The organism is Streptomyces sp. GSL17-111 (genome assembly GCF_037911585.1).
Lineage (GTDB): Bacteria > Actinomycetota > Actinomycetes > Streptomycetales > Streptomycetaceae > Streptomyces.
Map to the genome: position 1 here is coordinate 1,306,914 of NZ_JBAJNS010000001.1, position 14,849 is coordinate 1,321,762.

At 71.4% G+C, this 14,849-nt stretch carries 12 protein-coding genes and 3 tRNA genes; 1 reads left to right on the plus strand and 14 read right to left on the minus strand.

The genetic code is table 11. The features are described 5' to 3' along the window. Positions 1-6: 6 nt before the first annotated feature. On the minus strand, positions 7-480 hold the full coding sequence (locus tag V6D49_RS05470; RefSeq protein ID WP_340563699.1) for a DUF4188 domain-containing protein: 474 nt from the start codon (positions 478-480) through the stop codon (positions 7-9). A gap of 235 nt (positions 481-715) precedes the next feature. Between V6D49_RS05470 and V6D49_RS05475 the strand changes: the two genes are divergently transcribed. Then, positions 716-1,363 (plus strand): MerR family transcriptional regulator, encoded by a 648-nt coding sequence (locus V6D49_RS05475; RefSeq protein ID WP_340557606.1) that lies wholly within the window; start codon positions 716-718, stop codon positions 1,361-1,363. Positions 1,364-1,410: 47 nt separating this feature from the next. Here the strand turns inward: V6D49_RS05475 and V6D49_RS05480 are convergent. The 13 genes from V6D49_RS05480 to V6D49_RS05540 all read right to left on the minus strand — a co-directional run bounded on the left by V6D49_RS05480 (position 1,411) and on the right by V6D49_RS05540 (position 14,462). Continuing rightward, positions 1,411-1,483: transfer RNA gene (locus V6D49_RS05480), tRNA-Glu, on the minus strand. Positions 1,484-1,510: 27 nt separating this feature from the next. Then, positions 1,511-1,583, minus strand: a tRNA-Glu gene (locus V6D49_RS05485). Between the two features lie 25 nt (positions 1,584-1,608). Next, a tRNA-Gln gene (locus V6D49_RS05490) sits at positions 1,609-1,680 on the minus strand. A gap of 206 nt (positions 1,681-1,886) precedes the next feature. Continuing rightward, positions 1,887-3,374 carry a glutamate--tRNA ligase gene (gene gltX / locus V6D49_RS05495; RefSeq protein ID WP_340557608.1) on the minus strand — a complete coding sequence of 496 codons (1,488 nt, stop codon included), beginning with the start codon at positions 3,372-3,374 and terminating at the stop codon, positions 1,887-1,889. Beyond that, positions 3,367-4,149: a fumarylacetoacetate hydrolase family protein gene (locus tag V6D49_RS05500; protein WP_340557610.1), complete on the minus strand. Its 783-nt coding sequence runs from the start codon at positions 4,147-4,149 to the stop codon at positions 3,367-3,369. Before V6D49_RS05500 ends, gltX begins: the two co-directional genes overlap by 8 nt. Before the next feature lie 131 nt (positions 4,150-4,280). Further along, positions 4,281-4,859, minus strand: a complete 579-nt coding sequence (locus tag V6D49_RS05505; RefSeq protein ID WP_340557612.1) for a GTP-binding protein — start codon at positions 4,857-4,859, stop codon at positions 4,281-4,283. After that, complete coding sequence (locus V6D49_RS05510; protein ID WP_340557614.1) at positions 4,840-5,391, minus strand: DUF742 domain-containing protein; 552 nt, start codon at positions 5,389-5,391, stop codon at positions 4,840-4,842. The genes V6D49_RS05505 and V6D49_RS05510 overlap by 20 nt, the downstream gene beginning before the upstream one ends. A gap of 125 nt (positions 5,392-5,516) precedes the next feature. Continuing rightward, entirely contained in the window at positions 5,517-5,930 is a 414-nt protein-coding gene (locus V6D49_RS05515; protein WP_340563701.1) for a roadblock/LC7 domain-containing protein, read from the minus strand. A gap of 10 nt (positions 5,931-5,940) precedes the next feature. After that, complete coding sequence (locus tag V6D49_RS05520; protein WP_340557616.1) at positions 5,941-9,210, minus strand: sensor histidine kinase; 3,270 nt, start codon at positions 9,208-9,210, stop codon at positions 5,941-5,943. A gap of 339 nt (positions 9,211-9,549) precedes the next feature. Then, a complete protein-coding gene (locus V6D49_RS05525; protein WP_340557618.1) occupies positions 9,550-10,128 on the minus strand; it encodes a GTP-binding protein in 579 nt (192 codons plus the stop codon). Next, the gene (locus V6D49_RS05530; RefSeq protein ID WP_340557620.1) at positions 10,109-10,516 is read right to left on the minus strand and encodes a DUF742 domain-containing protein; all 408 of its coding nucleotides are present in this window, start codon (positions 10,514-10,516) and stop codon (positions 10,109-10,111) included. Before V6D49_RS05530 ends, V6D49_RS05525 begins: the two co-directional genes overlap by 20 nt. 67 nt (positions 10,517-10,583) lie before the next feature. Further along, on the minus strand, positions 10,584-10,997 hold the full coding sequence (locus V6D49_RS05535) for a roadblock/LC7 domain-containing protein (RefSeq protein ID WP_340557622.1): 414 nt from the start codon (positions 10,995-10,997) through the stop codon (positions 10,584-10,586). A gap of 9 nt (positions 10,998-11,006) precedes the next feature. Continuing rightward, on the minus strand, positions 11,007-14,462 hold the full coding sequence (locus V6D49_RS05540) for a sensor histidine kinase (protein ID WP_340557624.1): 3,456 nt from the start codon (positions 14,460-14,462) through the stop codon (positions 11,007-11,009). Positions 14,463-14,849 lie beyond the last annotated feature (387 nt).

Here is a 14,849-nt window from a genome sequence, read left to right on the forward strand (position 1 = left end):
TGCGGCTCAGCCCTGCGGCGAGGGGCCGAGCCGCAGCCGCGCGGCCGCCCGCTCCCCCGTGCGCCCGACCGGTATGACGCCGGTGGCGGCACCCAGCCCGAAGGGCGGCATGGAGACGTAGACGCTCTCGTGGGCTCCTGCGGGCACGACGTAGGTCTCGTGCCACAGCCCCACCGCACCGGCGGCCCGGCGTGCCCGGCGGTTGAACGCTGTCCAGGCCGGCCGGTGCTCCCTGTCCTGCGCGGAGGCGTACGCGGTCAGCTTCTCGTGGGACGACCAGTACTGGACGACGTAGAGCACCCGTGGCCCGCCGTTCAGGAGCCGGAATCCGAGCATCCCGCTCTCCCTGTCCCCGCTCAGCTCCCTGAGCATGCGGGGCATCGCCGTGAACACCGGCCACCAGCTGCGGACCGCGAGCGGCCTGTTGATGCGCATCCCCACCATGAACACGGTGACGCCCCCATCCGCAGCGGCGGTCATCCGGCCCTCGATGACCTTGTTCGCCCTGGCCGTCCCGCTCGCCGTCTTCGCCTTCTTCAGCGTGACACTCATCGCACCCATCCCCCTCGCTCCTGTGCGCACCGGCACTGCTGCTGGCTCTGCCACTGACACCCATCTTGGATAGCGCCGCTATCCCATGATTGGATAGTGCCACTCTCCCCCGGCGGGCGCAAGGCCCCTCACGGGTGAACACCGACGACGGAGCATCACCGCCATGAGACTGGCCGAACTGAGCGAACGCAGCGGGGTGCCGACCGCGACGATCAAGTACTACCTCCGGGAGGGGCTCCTCCCGCCCGGCGAGCGGGTCACGGCGACGCAGGCCGAGTACGGCGAGGAGCACCTGCGGCGGCTGGGCCTCGTGCGCGCCCTCATCCAGGTGGGGCGGGTGCCCGTGGCCAGGGCGAGGGAAGTGCTGGACGCCATCGAGGACGAGTCGCTACCGCAGGACGCACGGCTCGGTACCGCCGTCGAGTCACTCCCACCGGGCCGCGGCTCGACGGCCGGGCCCGAGGTGCTCAAGGCCGCCGGCCACCGCGTCGCCGAGCTGCGGGAGGAGCTCGGCTGGAACCGGGTGAGCGCCACGGTGGGCCAGGAGATGCTGGTGGCGGCCGTGGCCACGCTCATGCAGCTCGGCTACCCGTGCTCACTGGAGCACCTCATGCCCTACGCCCGTCTCGCGGGCGAGCTGGCCGCGCACGACATGGACCTCGTCGAGCGCTTCGAGGCGCCCACCACGCAACTGGAGGCGGCCGTGGCCCTGACCGTGCTCTACGAGCCGGTTCTGCTCGGCCTGCGGCGCATGGCGCACGCCGAGGAGGCGACCCTCCGGTACGCCGACGGCCCCGGCACCCGGACCTGAACAGCGCGAAGGCCCGCACCGTGAGGTGCGGGCCTTCGTCGATCGAGTACCCCCGACCGGATTCGAACCGGCGCTACCGCCTTGAGAGGGCGGCGTGCTAGGCCGCTACACAACGGGGGCCCCAGCACGGCTCTCGGAGAGAGCCAGTACCCCCGACCGGATTCGAACCGGCGCTACCGCCTTGAGAGGGCGGCGTGCTAGGCCGCTACACAACGGGGGCATCGATCTTGCTGAGAAAGATCGCGCTGGGGTACCAGGACTCGAACCTAGACTAACTGAACCAGAATCAGTCGTGCTGCCAATTACACCATACCCCACCAAAACGCAACCCCCGGTGGGGGTTTCGTCCAGGTGAGCCGCCTCCCGGTGTTCCGGCCTTTCGGCCTGCCCCGCTCGGCGACAGGAAGAACATTACCCGATCGCGTGCGGTGCTCCAAAACGGGTTGTGCCGCTCCGCCCGCGTCCCCCGGCGCCGGGTGGGGCCGGACGTCCCCGTCCGGCCCCACCCGGCACGACGCCGCCGTCAGGCCGACAGCTGCGCCAGGGCGGCGTCGACGCGGGCCAGGGTGCGCTCGCGGCCCAGGACCTCCAGCGACTCGAACAGCGGGAGGCCGACGGTGCGGCCGGTGACGGCGACCCGGACGGGGGCCTGCGCCTTCCCGAGCTTGAGCCCGTGCTCCTCGCCGGCCGCGAGGACGGCGGCCTTCAGGGCCTCGGCGTTCCACTCGGCCGCCGCGAGCCTCTCCCGGGCCGTGGCGAGCAGGGCCTCCGCCCCGGGCTTCATCGCCTTGGCCCAGGAGGCCTCGTCCCGCACCGGCTCGTCCAGGAACAGGAAGTCCACGTTGGCCGTGATGTCGGACAGGACGGTCAGCCGGGTCTGGGCCAGCGGCGCCAGCTCGTCGAAGGCCGCCCGGTCGAACGCCTCGGGCTTCCACGGGGCGAACGGCGCCCTGAGCCACGGCTCGCACGCGGCGGCGAACTCGGCGACCGGCATCTCCCTCAGATGCGTGGCGTTGATGGCCTCGCACTTCTTCAGGTCGAAGCGGGCCGGATTGGCGTTCACCGCCGTGATCTCGAAGGCGGCGACCATCTCGTCCATCGAGAAGATGTCCCGGTCCTCCGCCAGCGACCAGCCGAGCAGGGAGAGGTAGTTGAGCAGCCCGGCCGGCAGGAAGCCGCGCTCGCGGTAGAGGTTGAGCGAGGACTCCGGGTCCCGCTTGGACAGCTTCTTGTTGCCCTCGCCCATCACGTAGGGCAGGTGGCCGAACTGCGGGGTGCCGCCGTTGCCGACGCCGATCTCCGCGAGCGCCCGGTACAGGGCGATCTGGCGCGGGGTGGAGGACAGCAGGTCCTCACCCCGCAGCACGTGGGTGATCTCCATCAGCGCGTCGTCGACCGGGTTGACCAGCGTGTACAGCGGTGCGCCGTTGGCCCGGACGATGCCGAAGTCGGGCACGTTCTCCGGCTGGAAGGTCAGCTCGCCGCGGACCAGGTCGGTGAAGGTGATCGCCTCGTCGGGCATCTTGAAGCGCACGACGGCCGTGCGGCCCTCGGCCTCGTACGCGGCGACCCGCTCCGCGCTCAGGTCGCGGCACAGCCCGTCGTACCCGGAGGGGCGGCCGGCCTTGCGGGCGGCCTCGCGGCGGGCGTCCAGCTCCTCCGTCGTGCAGTAGCAGCGATAGGCGTGCCCGGCGTCGAGCAGCTTCCGCGCCACGTCGGCGTAGAGATCCATGCGCTGCGACTGCCGGTACGGCGCGTGCGGGCCGCCGATCTCGGGACCCTCGTCCCAGTCGAACCCGAGCCACCGCATGGAGTCCAGGAGCTGCTGGTAGGACTCCTCCGAGTCCCTTGCGGCGTCGGTGTCCTCGATGCGGAACACCAGCGTGCCGCCGTGGTGGCGGGCGAACGCCCAGTTGAACAGGGCGGTGCGGACCAGGCCCACGTGCGGGTTGCCGGTCGGCGAGGGACAGAAACGGACCCGGACGGGTGCCGGGGTGGTTGCGCTAGCCACGCTTGATCACCTTGTTGGTGAGAGTGCCGATGCCTTCGATGGTGACGGCGACCTCGTCGCCGACGTTGAGGGGGCCGACGCCCGCGGGGGTGCCGGTGAGGATGACGTCGCCGGGCAGGAGGGTCATCGCCTCACTGATGTGCACGACGAGGTCGGCCACGGAACGGACCATCTCGCCGGTGCGGCCCAGCTGCCGCTGTTCACCGTTGACCGTGCAGGCCACGGCGACGTCGGCGGGGTCCAGCTCGGTCTCGACCCAGGGGCCGAGCGGGCAGGAGCCGTCGAAGCCCTTCGCCCGCGCCCACTGCTCCTCGCCGCGCTGGACGTCGCGCGCGGTGAGGTCGTTGGCGCAGGTGTAGCCGAGGATCACTTCGGCGACGCGCTCTCGCGGCACCTGGTGACACATGCGCCCGATGACGACGGCGAGTTCGGCCTCGTGCTGGACGTCGGCGGAGAACGCCGGGTATGCCACCGGGTCGCCGGGGCCGACGACCGAGGTGGAGGGCTTGAAGAAGACCACCGGGGTCTCGGGGACGGTGTGTCCCAGCTCCTTGGCGTGCTCCGCGTAGTTGCGGCCGACGGCCACGACCTTGCTGGGGAGGACGGGGGCGAGCAGCCGCACCTGGCCGAGCGGGACCTTCTGGCCGGAGCGCTCGAACTCGCCGAAGGGGTGCCCCTTGATGATGTCGAGCACGAGTCCGGGCTCGGTGTCGGCGTCGCCCTCCACGACGCCGAATCCGACGTTGCCGTCGATGGAGAATCTGGCGATGCGCACGGTGCGGTGACCCTTCGGTGGCCTCGGACGGACGGTGAGGACTCAGCGTATCCGCTGCCGTTCACCGGTCGCCTCGCGGCCGTGACGGGCCCGCCCCCGGGCCCGTGCGGCCGGGGGCGGCGGTGCCCGCGTCAGCGCAGGCGGGCCATGAGGGCGTGCTCCACGAGGGTGATCAGCGCGCTCTTCGCGTCGGCGCGGTGCCGGGCGTCGGTGGTGATGATCGGCGTGTCCGGGCCGATCTGCAGCGCCTCGCGCACCTCCTCGGGGCTGTAGGGCTGGTGGCCGTCGAAGCCGTTGAGGGCGATGACGAAGGGGAGCCCGCTGTTCTCGAAGTAGTCCACGGCCGGGAAGCAGTCGGCCAGACGCCGGGTGTCGACGAGCACGACGGCACCGATCGCACCGCGCACCAGGTCGTCCCACATGAACCAGAACCGGTCCTGCCCCGGCGTCCCGAACAGGTACAGGATCAGGTCCTGGTCGAGCGTGATCCGGCCGAAGTCCATGGCCACGGTGGTCGTCGTCTTGTCACCGGTGTGGGTGAGGTCGTCGATGCCGGCGGAGGCGGAGGTCATGACGGCTTCGGTGCGCAGTGGATTGATCTCCGACACGGCGCCCACGAAGGTCGTCTTGCCCACGCCGAACCCACCGGCCACCACGATCTTCGCGGAGGTGGTGGAGCGGGAGGCACCGCTAGAGCTTGCGAAGTCCACTGAGCACCCTTTCGAGCAGTGTCACGTCTGGCTGACCACCGGCGGACTCGTCACCGCCGGGCTGATGGATGGCGACGAGCCCGGCCTCGGCGAGGTCGGCGACGAGGATGCGGGCTACGCCGAGGGGGATGGCGAGGAGTGCGGAGACCTCCGCCACCGACTTGATCTCGTAGCACAGGCGGCAGATCCGCTGGTGTTCCGGAAGCTGGCCCTGGAGCCGGGCGGGGTCGGCGGTCGTGCTGACCAGTGCCTCGATGGCGAGCTGGTAGCGCGGCCGGGTGCGTCCGCCGGTCATCGCGTACGGACGCACCAGGGGGTGGGGCTGGCCGCCCCCGCCCACGTCGGAGCCGGAGTGGGCGGGGGGCGCGTCGTGTGCCCCGCGCTGCGGCGCGCGGTGCTGTGGCTGCCGGGGCTCCTGCGGCGGCTGCTGCTGGTGCTGGCTGGGCGTGGAGGGGAAGTTGTACCGCGCGTAGCCGAAGTCGTGCTCCGGCTGCTGTTCGCCGCCGTACGGACCGCCTTGGGGCGTTGTCACGTTTCCTCCTCCAACTGCCGTTCGCGGGGCCTACCACTGGGTTCGGGGCCGTGGCCCGAGCCGCGGGGGGCTCCCGCGTCCCCGAACTTTAAGGTGCGGGACACTCGATGCGCACTGGTTGTCTGTTAGTTGAGAAGACTTCCTTGCAGTTCGGAGCGGAGCTCCGGGGTCAGTACCGTACCGGCCCGGTCGACCAGGAGTGCCATCTCGTACCCCACCAGACCGATGTCCGCGTCAGGATGCGCCAACACCGCCAGCGACGAACCGTCCGAGATCGCCATGATGAAGAGGAAACCACGCTCCATCTCCACCACCGTCTGATTGACCGGCCCACCCTCGAAGATCCGCGACGCACCCTGGGTCAACGACGTCAGACCCGACGCCACCGCTGCCAACTGATCGGCACGATCCCGCGGAAAACCCTCGGACATCGCCAGAAGAAGACCATCCGCCGAGACGACGACGGTGTGGGAGACCCCGGGGGTGTTCTCCACGAAGTTAGTGATCAACCAGTTGAGGTTCTGCGCCGCCTGGCTCATCGGGCTCACACTAACGCTCCTGCTCGTAGGTGCTGCCGGGGTTGTAGCCCGGTCGATCGGTCTGCGGGTTCTGGGTGGTCGAACCGCGTCCTCGGCGTACGCCACGGTGCAGGTTACTCAGCCTGCCCCGGACGTCCTCGGGGGCCCGGGAGACCTGTGGGCCTCCGTGGTCCGTCGTGTCCGTGGCGCCCTCGATGAGGTTGGCCCCGGCCACCCTTCGTGGCAGGCCGGAGGTGGTGATACCACCGGCCCTGGGCTCGCGCGACTGTTCCGCGCGGTCCCAACGGTCGTCGTTGGACGAGCGCCACTCGGACGGCTCAGGCTCCTCGGCGGGCGCGGGCACGTCCTGCCGGGGCGACGGCTGCCGCACCGGCAGGCCCGCCTCGGTCGACGCCGACCGCTTCTCGCGGCGAGGCAGACCGGCGTTGGTGACGGAGCCGGTCGTCGAGCCGAGGGGGCGTTCGAAGCCTACGCGCTCCCCGGGCGGTGCGGGAGTCCCGGCCGGGTCGGGCCGGACGCCGAACACGGAGGGCTCCCCCTGGCCGCCGGAGGCTCCCGCGCCGTAGGCGGGTGCCCCGGGTCCGACCTGCGGCAGCTGCGCGGTCTCATCGTACGCGGCCCGCGCGCCGTGGTCAGAGGCGTCGTAGCCCTGCTGGGCGGCGCCGTCCTGGGCCGGATAGCCCGACGCGTAGTCACCCCGGTCGTAGCCGTCCCGGCCGTAGCCGTCCTGGGCGTAACCTTCCTGCACGTACGGGTCCTGGCCGGCCTGCTGCTGGTCGTAGGGATCGTACGCGTCCTGTCCGTCGTACCGGTCCTGCTCGCCGTAACCGGCGCCGAACTCACGGCCCGGGGCTTCGCCGTGCGCGTAGCCGGTCCGCTGGTCGTAGGGGGCGCTCTGCCCGTAACCGGCCTGACCGCCGTCCGCGGGCGGACCCGCGTAGCCCTCCGCCGCGTCGGACTCCTGCTCCAGGGCGGAACGCCGCTCGTCGGCGTGCTGCGACCGGTCCGCCGGGGCGAGCGCGGAGAGGTCGTCCGGCACGGAGACGGAGGAGCCGGCGTAGCGGCTGTCGTCGAAGCCGAGCTGGGCGGCGGTGGGGGCGGCGGGCACGGCGGACGGCCCGTCGGGGGCCGCCTCCGGCATGATCCGGGAGACGGTGAAGTCCTCCTCGATCAGCGCCTCGCCGCCACCGCCGTGGGTGATGGCCTCGGGCAGCATCACCAACGACGTCGTCCCGGCCTGCTCGCCCGAGGGGCGGAGCTGGACGCGGATGCCGTGCCGGTCGGCGAGGCGTCCGACCACGAACAGGCCCATGCGCTGGGAGATCGCGGCGTCGACCGTGGGCGGGTTGGCCAGCTTGTGGTTGATGTCCGCGAAGTCCTCGGCCGTGAGGCCGATGCCCTTGTCGTGGATCTCGATCATGACGCGGCCGTCCGGCAGCCGGGTCGCGGTGACCTTGACCTTCGTCTGCGGCGAGGAGAACGACGTCGCGTTCTCCAGCAGCTCGGCGAGCAGGTGCACGAGGTCGGTGACGACGGAGCCGTGGATCTCGCTCTCGGGAACGCCGGTGATCTCGATGCGCTCGTACTGCTCCACCTCGGAGGAGGCCGCGCGCAGCACGTCCACGAGCGGGACGGGCTGGTTCCAGCGGCGGCCGGGCTCCTCCCCCGCGAGGACGAGCAGGTTCTCGCCGTTGCGACGCATGCGGGTGGCCAGGTGGTCGAGCTTGAAGAGGCTCTCCAGCTGGTCCGGATCCGCCTCGTTGTTCTCCAGGTCGGTGATCAGGCCGAGCTGGCGCTCGATGAGGCCCTGGTTGCGGCTGGAGAGGTTGGTGAAGATCGCGTTGACGTTGCCGCGGAGCAGTGCCTGCTCGGACGCCAGCCGGACCGCCTCGCGGTGCACCTGGTCGAAGGCGCGGGCGACCTCGCCGATCTCGTCCTTGGTGTCGATGTCGATCGGCTGGACCTGGGTGTCGACACGGCCGGGGTCGGTCCGCGAGAGCTGGTCGACGAGCATCGGGAGCCGCTGCTCGGCGACGTCGAAGGCGGCCGTGCGCAGCCGGATCATCGACTTGCTCATCGAGCGTGCCATCAGGCCGGCGATGATGAACGCCAGCAGCAGGGCGACGAGCACGATGACGGAGTTGACGATGGCCTCCGTCTTGGCGTCGGCCGCGATCTCCTGCGACTCGGCCACGGCCCGGTTTGCCAGGTCCTGTTCGATACCCCGGTACACGTCGAACTTGGCCGTGGTGGCCTGGTACCAGACCTCGGCGGTGACGCCGCGCTCGGCCAGCTCCTCCACGGAGGTGCCGGAGGCGATGAGGTTCACCATCTCCTCGAACGGCGGCGGGGTGACGAAGTCGCGCCCGGCGGCCTCGGCCGACGCCTCGGCCTCGGCGGCGTTCCGCTGGGCCTGGCTCTCCAGTCCACCCAGCTCGGAGCGGAGCCGCTGCACGTCCTCCTCGGTGCCCGCGTTGGTGTACTCGGTGAGGGCGATCTTCTCCAGGTACGCGTAGGAGGAGAAGGCCAGGAGCTGGGCCTGCTCGTCCTCCTCGCCCGGCCCCCGCTCCACCAGCAGATGCGTACCGATGGAGCGGGTGAGGGACTCGGCGGCCTTGGCGAGGGAGATGGCGTAGACGGTCCGGCCGTAGGAGGTGATGTTGCCGGTGCCCAGGCCCAGCTCGTTGGAGAGGTTCATCAGCGGGTGCTGCACCTCGACGTAGCCGAGCTCGGTCTCCACCCCGCCCAGCTCCTCGCTGTAGGCGGCCTCCCGGAGGGGTCCGAGTCGCGACTCGACGTCGCGGACGGCGTTGAGGCGGCGTTCGAGGCTGGGTGTCTGCGGGGCGTTCTCGGCGGCCTCGTCGAACGCGTTCTTGGCCTCGTCGGTGGCCTCCCGGGCCTCCAGGACCTCGGGGGCGTCCTCGTCGCCCTTCAGCAGGGGTGCGGCGGTGCGGTCACGCTCGTCGAGGAGCGCGTGGCCGTAGGACGCGGCGGCCCGGACGAGTTCGGCCGTGGCCTCGGCGTCCTGGGCCTCGCTCAGCGTCGCGACGGAGCTCTGCACGCGGAAGCCGCCGAAGATGAGCGCGACGACCACGGGTATGAGCAGGATCGCGTTCAGCCGGGTGGCCACGCGCCAGTTCCGCACGGCGAACTTGCTGGAGTCTCCTCCGCCCGCGCTGTCCCCGGCCGGTTCGGCGGGCCCGGGGGGACCGGCCGCACCGCGCGGGGTGAAGTTGCCCCGCGACTCCGGCGGCGGGGGCGCCGTCTTGCTTCGCCTCACTCGACCAAACCTCTCGGCGTCGGCACTTCGGCCTCGACGTGCCGCGACTACTGCTGAGTTCAGCGAATTCCAGCACGTCCGGGGGCGCTTTCCAAACACTTGAAAACGCGACTATCGACTACGCATTCACGGAACCTTCAATCGACAAAAGCGGACACAAGGAGCTTTTGTCGGCGAACGGCGGGAGGAACGTACGCAGAGTGCAGTGCCGCGCTCGCCGCCCGTGGTCGGGTTTCCGCAATTCTCTGTCGAAACGTTATGAAGGGTTGTGAGCACGGTGACAAGGCGGTGTGGCCAACCACACAGCCTTGTCACCGCCGGGTCGAGCGGGGTCCGGGCTCAGCGCAGCCGGGCGAGGAGGGCGTGCTCCACGAGGGTGATCAGCGCGCTCTTCGCGTCGGCGCGGTGCCGGGCGTCGGTGGTGATGATCGGGGTGCCCGGGCCGATCTGCAGCGCCTCGCGCACCTCCTCCGGCCGATAGGGCTGGTGGCCGTCGAAGCCGTTGAGGGCGACGACGAAGGGGAGCCCGCTGTTCTCGAAGTAGTCCACGGCCGGGAAGCAGTCGGCCAGACGCCGGGTGTCGACGAGCACGACGGCACCGATCGCACCGCGCACCAGGTCGTCCCACATGAACCAGAACCGGTCCTGCCCCGGCGTCCCGAACAGGTACAGGATCAGGTCGTCGTCGAGCGTGATCCGGCCGAAGTCCATGGCCACGGTGGTCGTCGTCTTGCCGCCGGTATGGCTGAGGTCGTCGATACCGGCGGACGCCGACGTCATCACCGCCTCGGTACGCAGCGGGTTGATCTCCGACACGGCGCCCACGAAGGTCGTCTTGCCCACGCCGAACCCACCGGCCACCACGATCTTCGCGGAGGTGGTGGAGCGGGAGGCACCGCTAGAGCTTGCGAAGTCCACTGAGCACCCTTTCGAGCAGTGTCACGTCCGGGGCACCGCCGGGCTCTCCGCCGCCGCCGGGCTGGTGGATGGCCACGAGCCCGGCCTCGGCGAGGTCGGCGACGAGAATGCGGGCCACCCCGAGCGGGATACCGAGCAGCGCCGATATCTCGGCGACCGACTTCACCTCGCGGCACAGGTGGCAGATCCGCTGGTGCTCGGGCAGCAGCCCGTCCATCATCCCCGGGTCCGCCGTGTTGCTCACCAGGGCTTCGATGGCGAGCTGGTAGCGCGGCCGGGTGCGGCCACCGGTCATCGCGTACGGGCGGACCAGCGGCTGGTCGCCGTCGTCGTCGTACGACATGTGGTGATCCATACCGTACGGATCTGACGCGGGCGGGGTGGTCATGGCTCCTCCGGGCGAGGCATGAGGTCGTCGAAACGGACTGTGGTGCTCATGTGGGGGGAGCGTGTGTTCAGTTCAGGATGCTGCCTTGCAGTTCGGAGCGGAGCTCCGGGGTCAGTACCGTACCGGCCCGGTCGACCAGGAGTGCCATCTCGTACCCCACCAGACCGATGTCCGCGTCAGGATGCGCCAGCACCGCCAGCGACGAACCGTCCGAGATCGCCATGATGAAGAGGAAACCACGCTCCATCTCCACCACCGTCTGATTGACCGGCCCACCCTCGAAGATCCGCGACGCACCCTGGGTCAAGGACGTCAGACCCGACGCCACCGCCGCCAACTGATCGGCACGATCCCGCGGAAAACCCTCGGACATCGCCAGAAGAAGACCATCCGCCGAGACCACCACCGTGTGGGAGACCCCCGGGGTGTTGTCCACGAAATTCGTGATCAACCAGTTCAGGTTCCGCGCCGCCTGGCTCATCGGACTCAACTAACGCTCCTGCCGGTACGTGGGGCCGGAGCCCCGGTTGGTGCTGTCCGAGGCTCCGCCGGCCTGACGGCCCTGCTGGATGCCACGACGGAGGTTGGTCAGCCGGCCGCGCACGTCGTCGGGCGAGCGGGAGACCTGCGGACCGGACCGGGTGTCGCCCTGCTGCTGTGCGGTGCCCTCGACCAGGTTGGCCCGGGGCACCCGACGCGGCAGACCCGAGGTGGTGATTCCGCCGGCGGAGGGCTCGCGCAACTGCTCCGCGCGCCGCCACCGTTCGTCGTTGGGCGAGGACTGCCAGGCGGCCTCGGGGGGCGCCCCGGCAGCGGTGTGCCCGTTGGCGTGGCCCTGCGGCCCGGGGGCCGTCCGAGCGGGACGCGGTCCGCCGCCGACGGCGGGGGCCGGCCGCGGCTCCGGCCGCTCCTCGCGGCCCGGGGCCCGGGAGGAGAACCAGTGGGACTCCATCTCCTCGAAGATCGGCGTCCGGATGTCGGCGGACGCCGTCGGAGCGACCGGCAGGTCCAGCTCGGTGGTGTCGTCACGCCGCTCGGGCGGCGCGGCGCCGGACCGGTCGGCCGGGGTGACGGGCAGGGGGTGGCCGCCGGTGGACTCGGGGTCGTCGTGGCCGCGCGGCACGTCCTGGCCGTCACGCGCGCCGGGTATGCGCTCGGCGTCCTCACGGGCCCAGCTCGGACGCTGGCCGCCCGGCCGGTCCGTCGGCGCCGAGGGGGCGGGACGGCTGTCGCGCGGCGGCAGTTCCGCGACGGGACGGGGCGCCGGGGGGCCGGACGGGGTGCCGGGCCCGCCCTGCGGAGCGGCGGGGCGGTGGTCGGCACCGCGCCCTGCGGGGCCACGACCGGCCGGGCCGGGGTGGCCACCGGGGCGCTGGCCGGAGGGCGGTCCGCCGACCGGACGCGGGCCCGGGGCGCCGGGAGCGGGCCGGCCGCCGGAGGTGCCCGGCCCGGGACGGCCGCCGGGGCCGCCGGCCGGGAAGCCGCCCGAGCCCGGGCCGTTCTGCCCGGAGTGGCCGCCCTGCCCGGGGTGACCGGGGCCGCCCCTGCCGCCCTGGCCGGAGCCCGGACCGGCCGCGCCCGCGTTGGCCGGGAGCGCGGGACGTGCGCCGCCGGAGACCTGGCCCCTGGTGTGGAGGGCGCCGAGCTTGCTGCCCGGGACCGACGGACCGGAGGGGCCGGAGCCGCCGGAGGGCTCGCGCTGGAGGGTGGCGGCGGCCATGCCGCCACCGGCGCCCGGACCGCCGGGGCCGCCCTGTCCGCCGGGTGCGGGCGTTTTGGGCTTGGCGCCGTGGCTGACCTCGACGGGCAGCATGACGAGCGCGGTCGTGCCGCCGGAGTCGGAGGGGCGGAGCTGGATGCGGATGCCGTGCCGCAGCGACAGACGACCGACCACGAACAGGCCCATGCGGCGGGAGACGGAGACGTCCACCGTCGGCGGGTTGGCCAGCCGGTCGTTGATCGCCGCCAAATCCTCGGGGGACAGGCCGATGCCGGTGTCGTGGATCTCCACCAGCACCCGGCCGTCCGGCAGGGCGTGGCCGGTGACCTTGACCTTGGTCTGCGGCGAGGAGAACGACGTCGCGTTCTCCAGCAGCTCGGCGAGCAGGTGCACGAGGTCGTTGACGACGCGTCCGGCCACCTGGGTGCTCGGCACGGAGCTGAGCTCGATGCGCTCGTACTGCTCCACCTCGGAGGCGGCGGCGCGCAGGACGTCGACCAGCGGCACCGGTCGCGTCCACCGGCGGCCGGGCTCCTCACCGGCGAGGACGAGGAGGTTCTCGCCGTTACGGCGCATGCGGGTGGCGAGGTGGTCGAGCTTGAACAGCGAGGAGAGCTGGTCCGGGTCGGCCTCGCGGGACTCCAGCTCGGAGATGAGCGAGAGCTGGCGCTGGATCAGGCCCTGGCTGCGGCGCGAGAGGTTGGTGAACATCGCGTTGACGTTGCCCCGCAGCATGGCCTGGTCACCGGCGAGCCGGACGGCCTCGCGGTGGACGTCGTCGAACGCCGCGGCGACCTGGCCGATCTCGTCCCGGCTGTGGACACCGACGGACTCGACCGTGGTGTCGACGTCCTGCGGGTCGGCCTCGGAGAGCTGCTTGACGAGCTCGGGCAGCCGCTGTCGGGCCACTTCCTGCGCGGTGTCCTGGAGGCGGCGCAGCGAGCGCACCATGGAGCGGGCGACGACGAACGCGCCGGCGAGCGAGATGCCGAGCACGAGCAGGATGACGGCACCGTTGATGAGGGCGTCCTGCTGCGCCTCGGAACGCAGCTCGCGGGCCTGGTCGTCCATCTCGTCGAGCAGGGTCTGCTCGATGCGCTTCATCGCGTCGATCTTGGTGCGGTCCTGGTCGTACCAGTCCATGTAGGAGCGGGCCTCGGCCTTGATGCCGTGGGGCCGCTTGAAGACGCGGTCGGCGTACTCGTTGGCCGAGGTGATGTTGACGTCGCCGCCGCTGAGGGGCTCGGTCAGCTCGGCGGACTTCTCGGTGCCGTAGATGACGCTGAAGCGGTTGAGGTACGCGGTCTCGTTCTCGTTCGCCGTCCGGCCGTAGCGGCGGTCGTTGTCGGAGAGCTGCGGGCCCTTGGGGTGGGCGAGGCCGGCGCTGATGACGGCCCGCTGGATGGAGGCGTACTCCTTGGCCGTGGAGAAGGCCGCCAGCGCGCGGGTGCTCTGGATCATCTCCGGGTTGCTGGTGGCCTGGGCCATGTCCTGCGAGAGGGCGAGCAGCGACTCGATCAGGGAGTTGTACTCGCTGACGGTGTCGGCGACGGCCTTGGGATCGTCGTAGGCGCGTTCCCGGATGTTCTTGATCGTGTTGAGCTGGCGGCCGATGTCGATGATCGTCGCCTGGACACCGGTGAGCTGGTGGTCGCCCTCGACGGTCAGGGCGTTGCTGGCCTCGTTGAACGCCTTGCGGGCCCGGTCGGTGGTCTCGCGCGGACCGACGACGGTGTCGTCCTTGGCGTTGCCGTGAGCGGTGAGCGGGCCGGCGGAGCGGTCGCGCTCCTCCTGCAGGGCGATGGCGAGCTGGGTGGCCTGCTCGGTCATCTCGGTCAGCAGCCGCATGTTCTCCAGCTGCTCGACCTCACTGGTGGCGTCCGCGATACGGATGCCACCGAGCACCGTGGCCGCGGCGACGGGCAGGGCCAGCAGCGAGACCAGGCGGGTGCTGATCCGCCAGTTACGCAGGGCGAGCCGCGAGCCGGTGCTGCTCGGCTCACGGGTGCCGCCGGCCGCCGCGCCCTCGCCGTCCGTGCCGACCGGTTCGGCCGACGACACCGGCGACACCGACGACGTCATCGGCCCGCGGCCGTCCTTGGCGTCCGGGGCGACGGCGTCGGGCCCGCCGTCCTGCGCGCGCTGAGGGGCGGAGCCGCGGTCGCCTGTTCCGCGCAACTCCGGCTTCCCGGCAGCGCTGCCATCCCTCTTGAAACGTCCCTGCACTAGCGTCGCAACCTCTGGACCAGGCGTCCCCCCGAGACGGGGAGACGGTATTGAGTCGGCGGGCCGGGGCCCGACCGACGGTCGTGAGTGACCGGCGCGGGCCGTCAACCCGCCGCGCGGCGCTGCTGTGCGCCCCTTGCGCGCCGGCTGAAGTCCTGCGGCGGTCCGTGAGATTCCAGCACAGTGCCCGATCTCCCAACAAGGGCCACGATCCAGCCTGTGACCGACGTGACGCTACGCGCGCGAAAGATCACGTGTGGCGAGAAGCGGAAGCCCAGAGTTCGGACATTTGCCCACCAGACGGTCAGGTGCACCCACTGTCCCGCTCGTAATACACCGGCGTGGAACGTCCAAGTAAGTGGCATTCATGCCGTTTTCGCTCTGCGA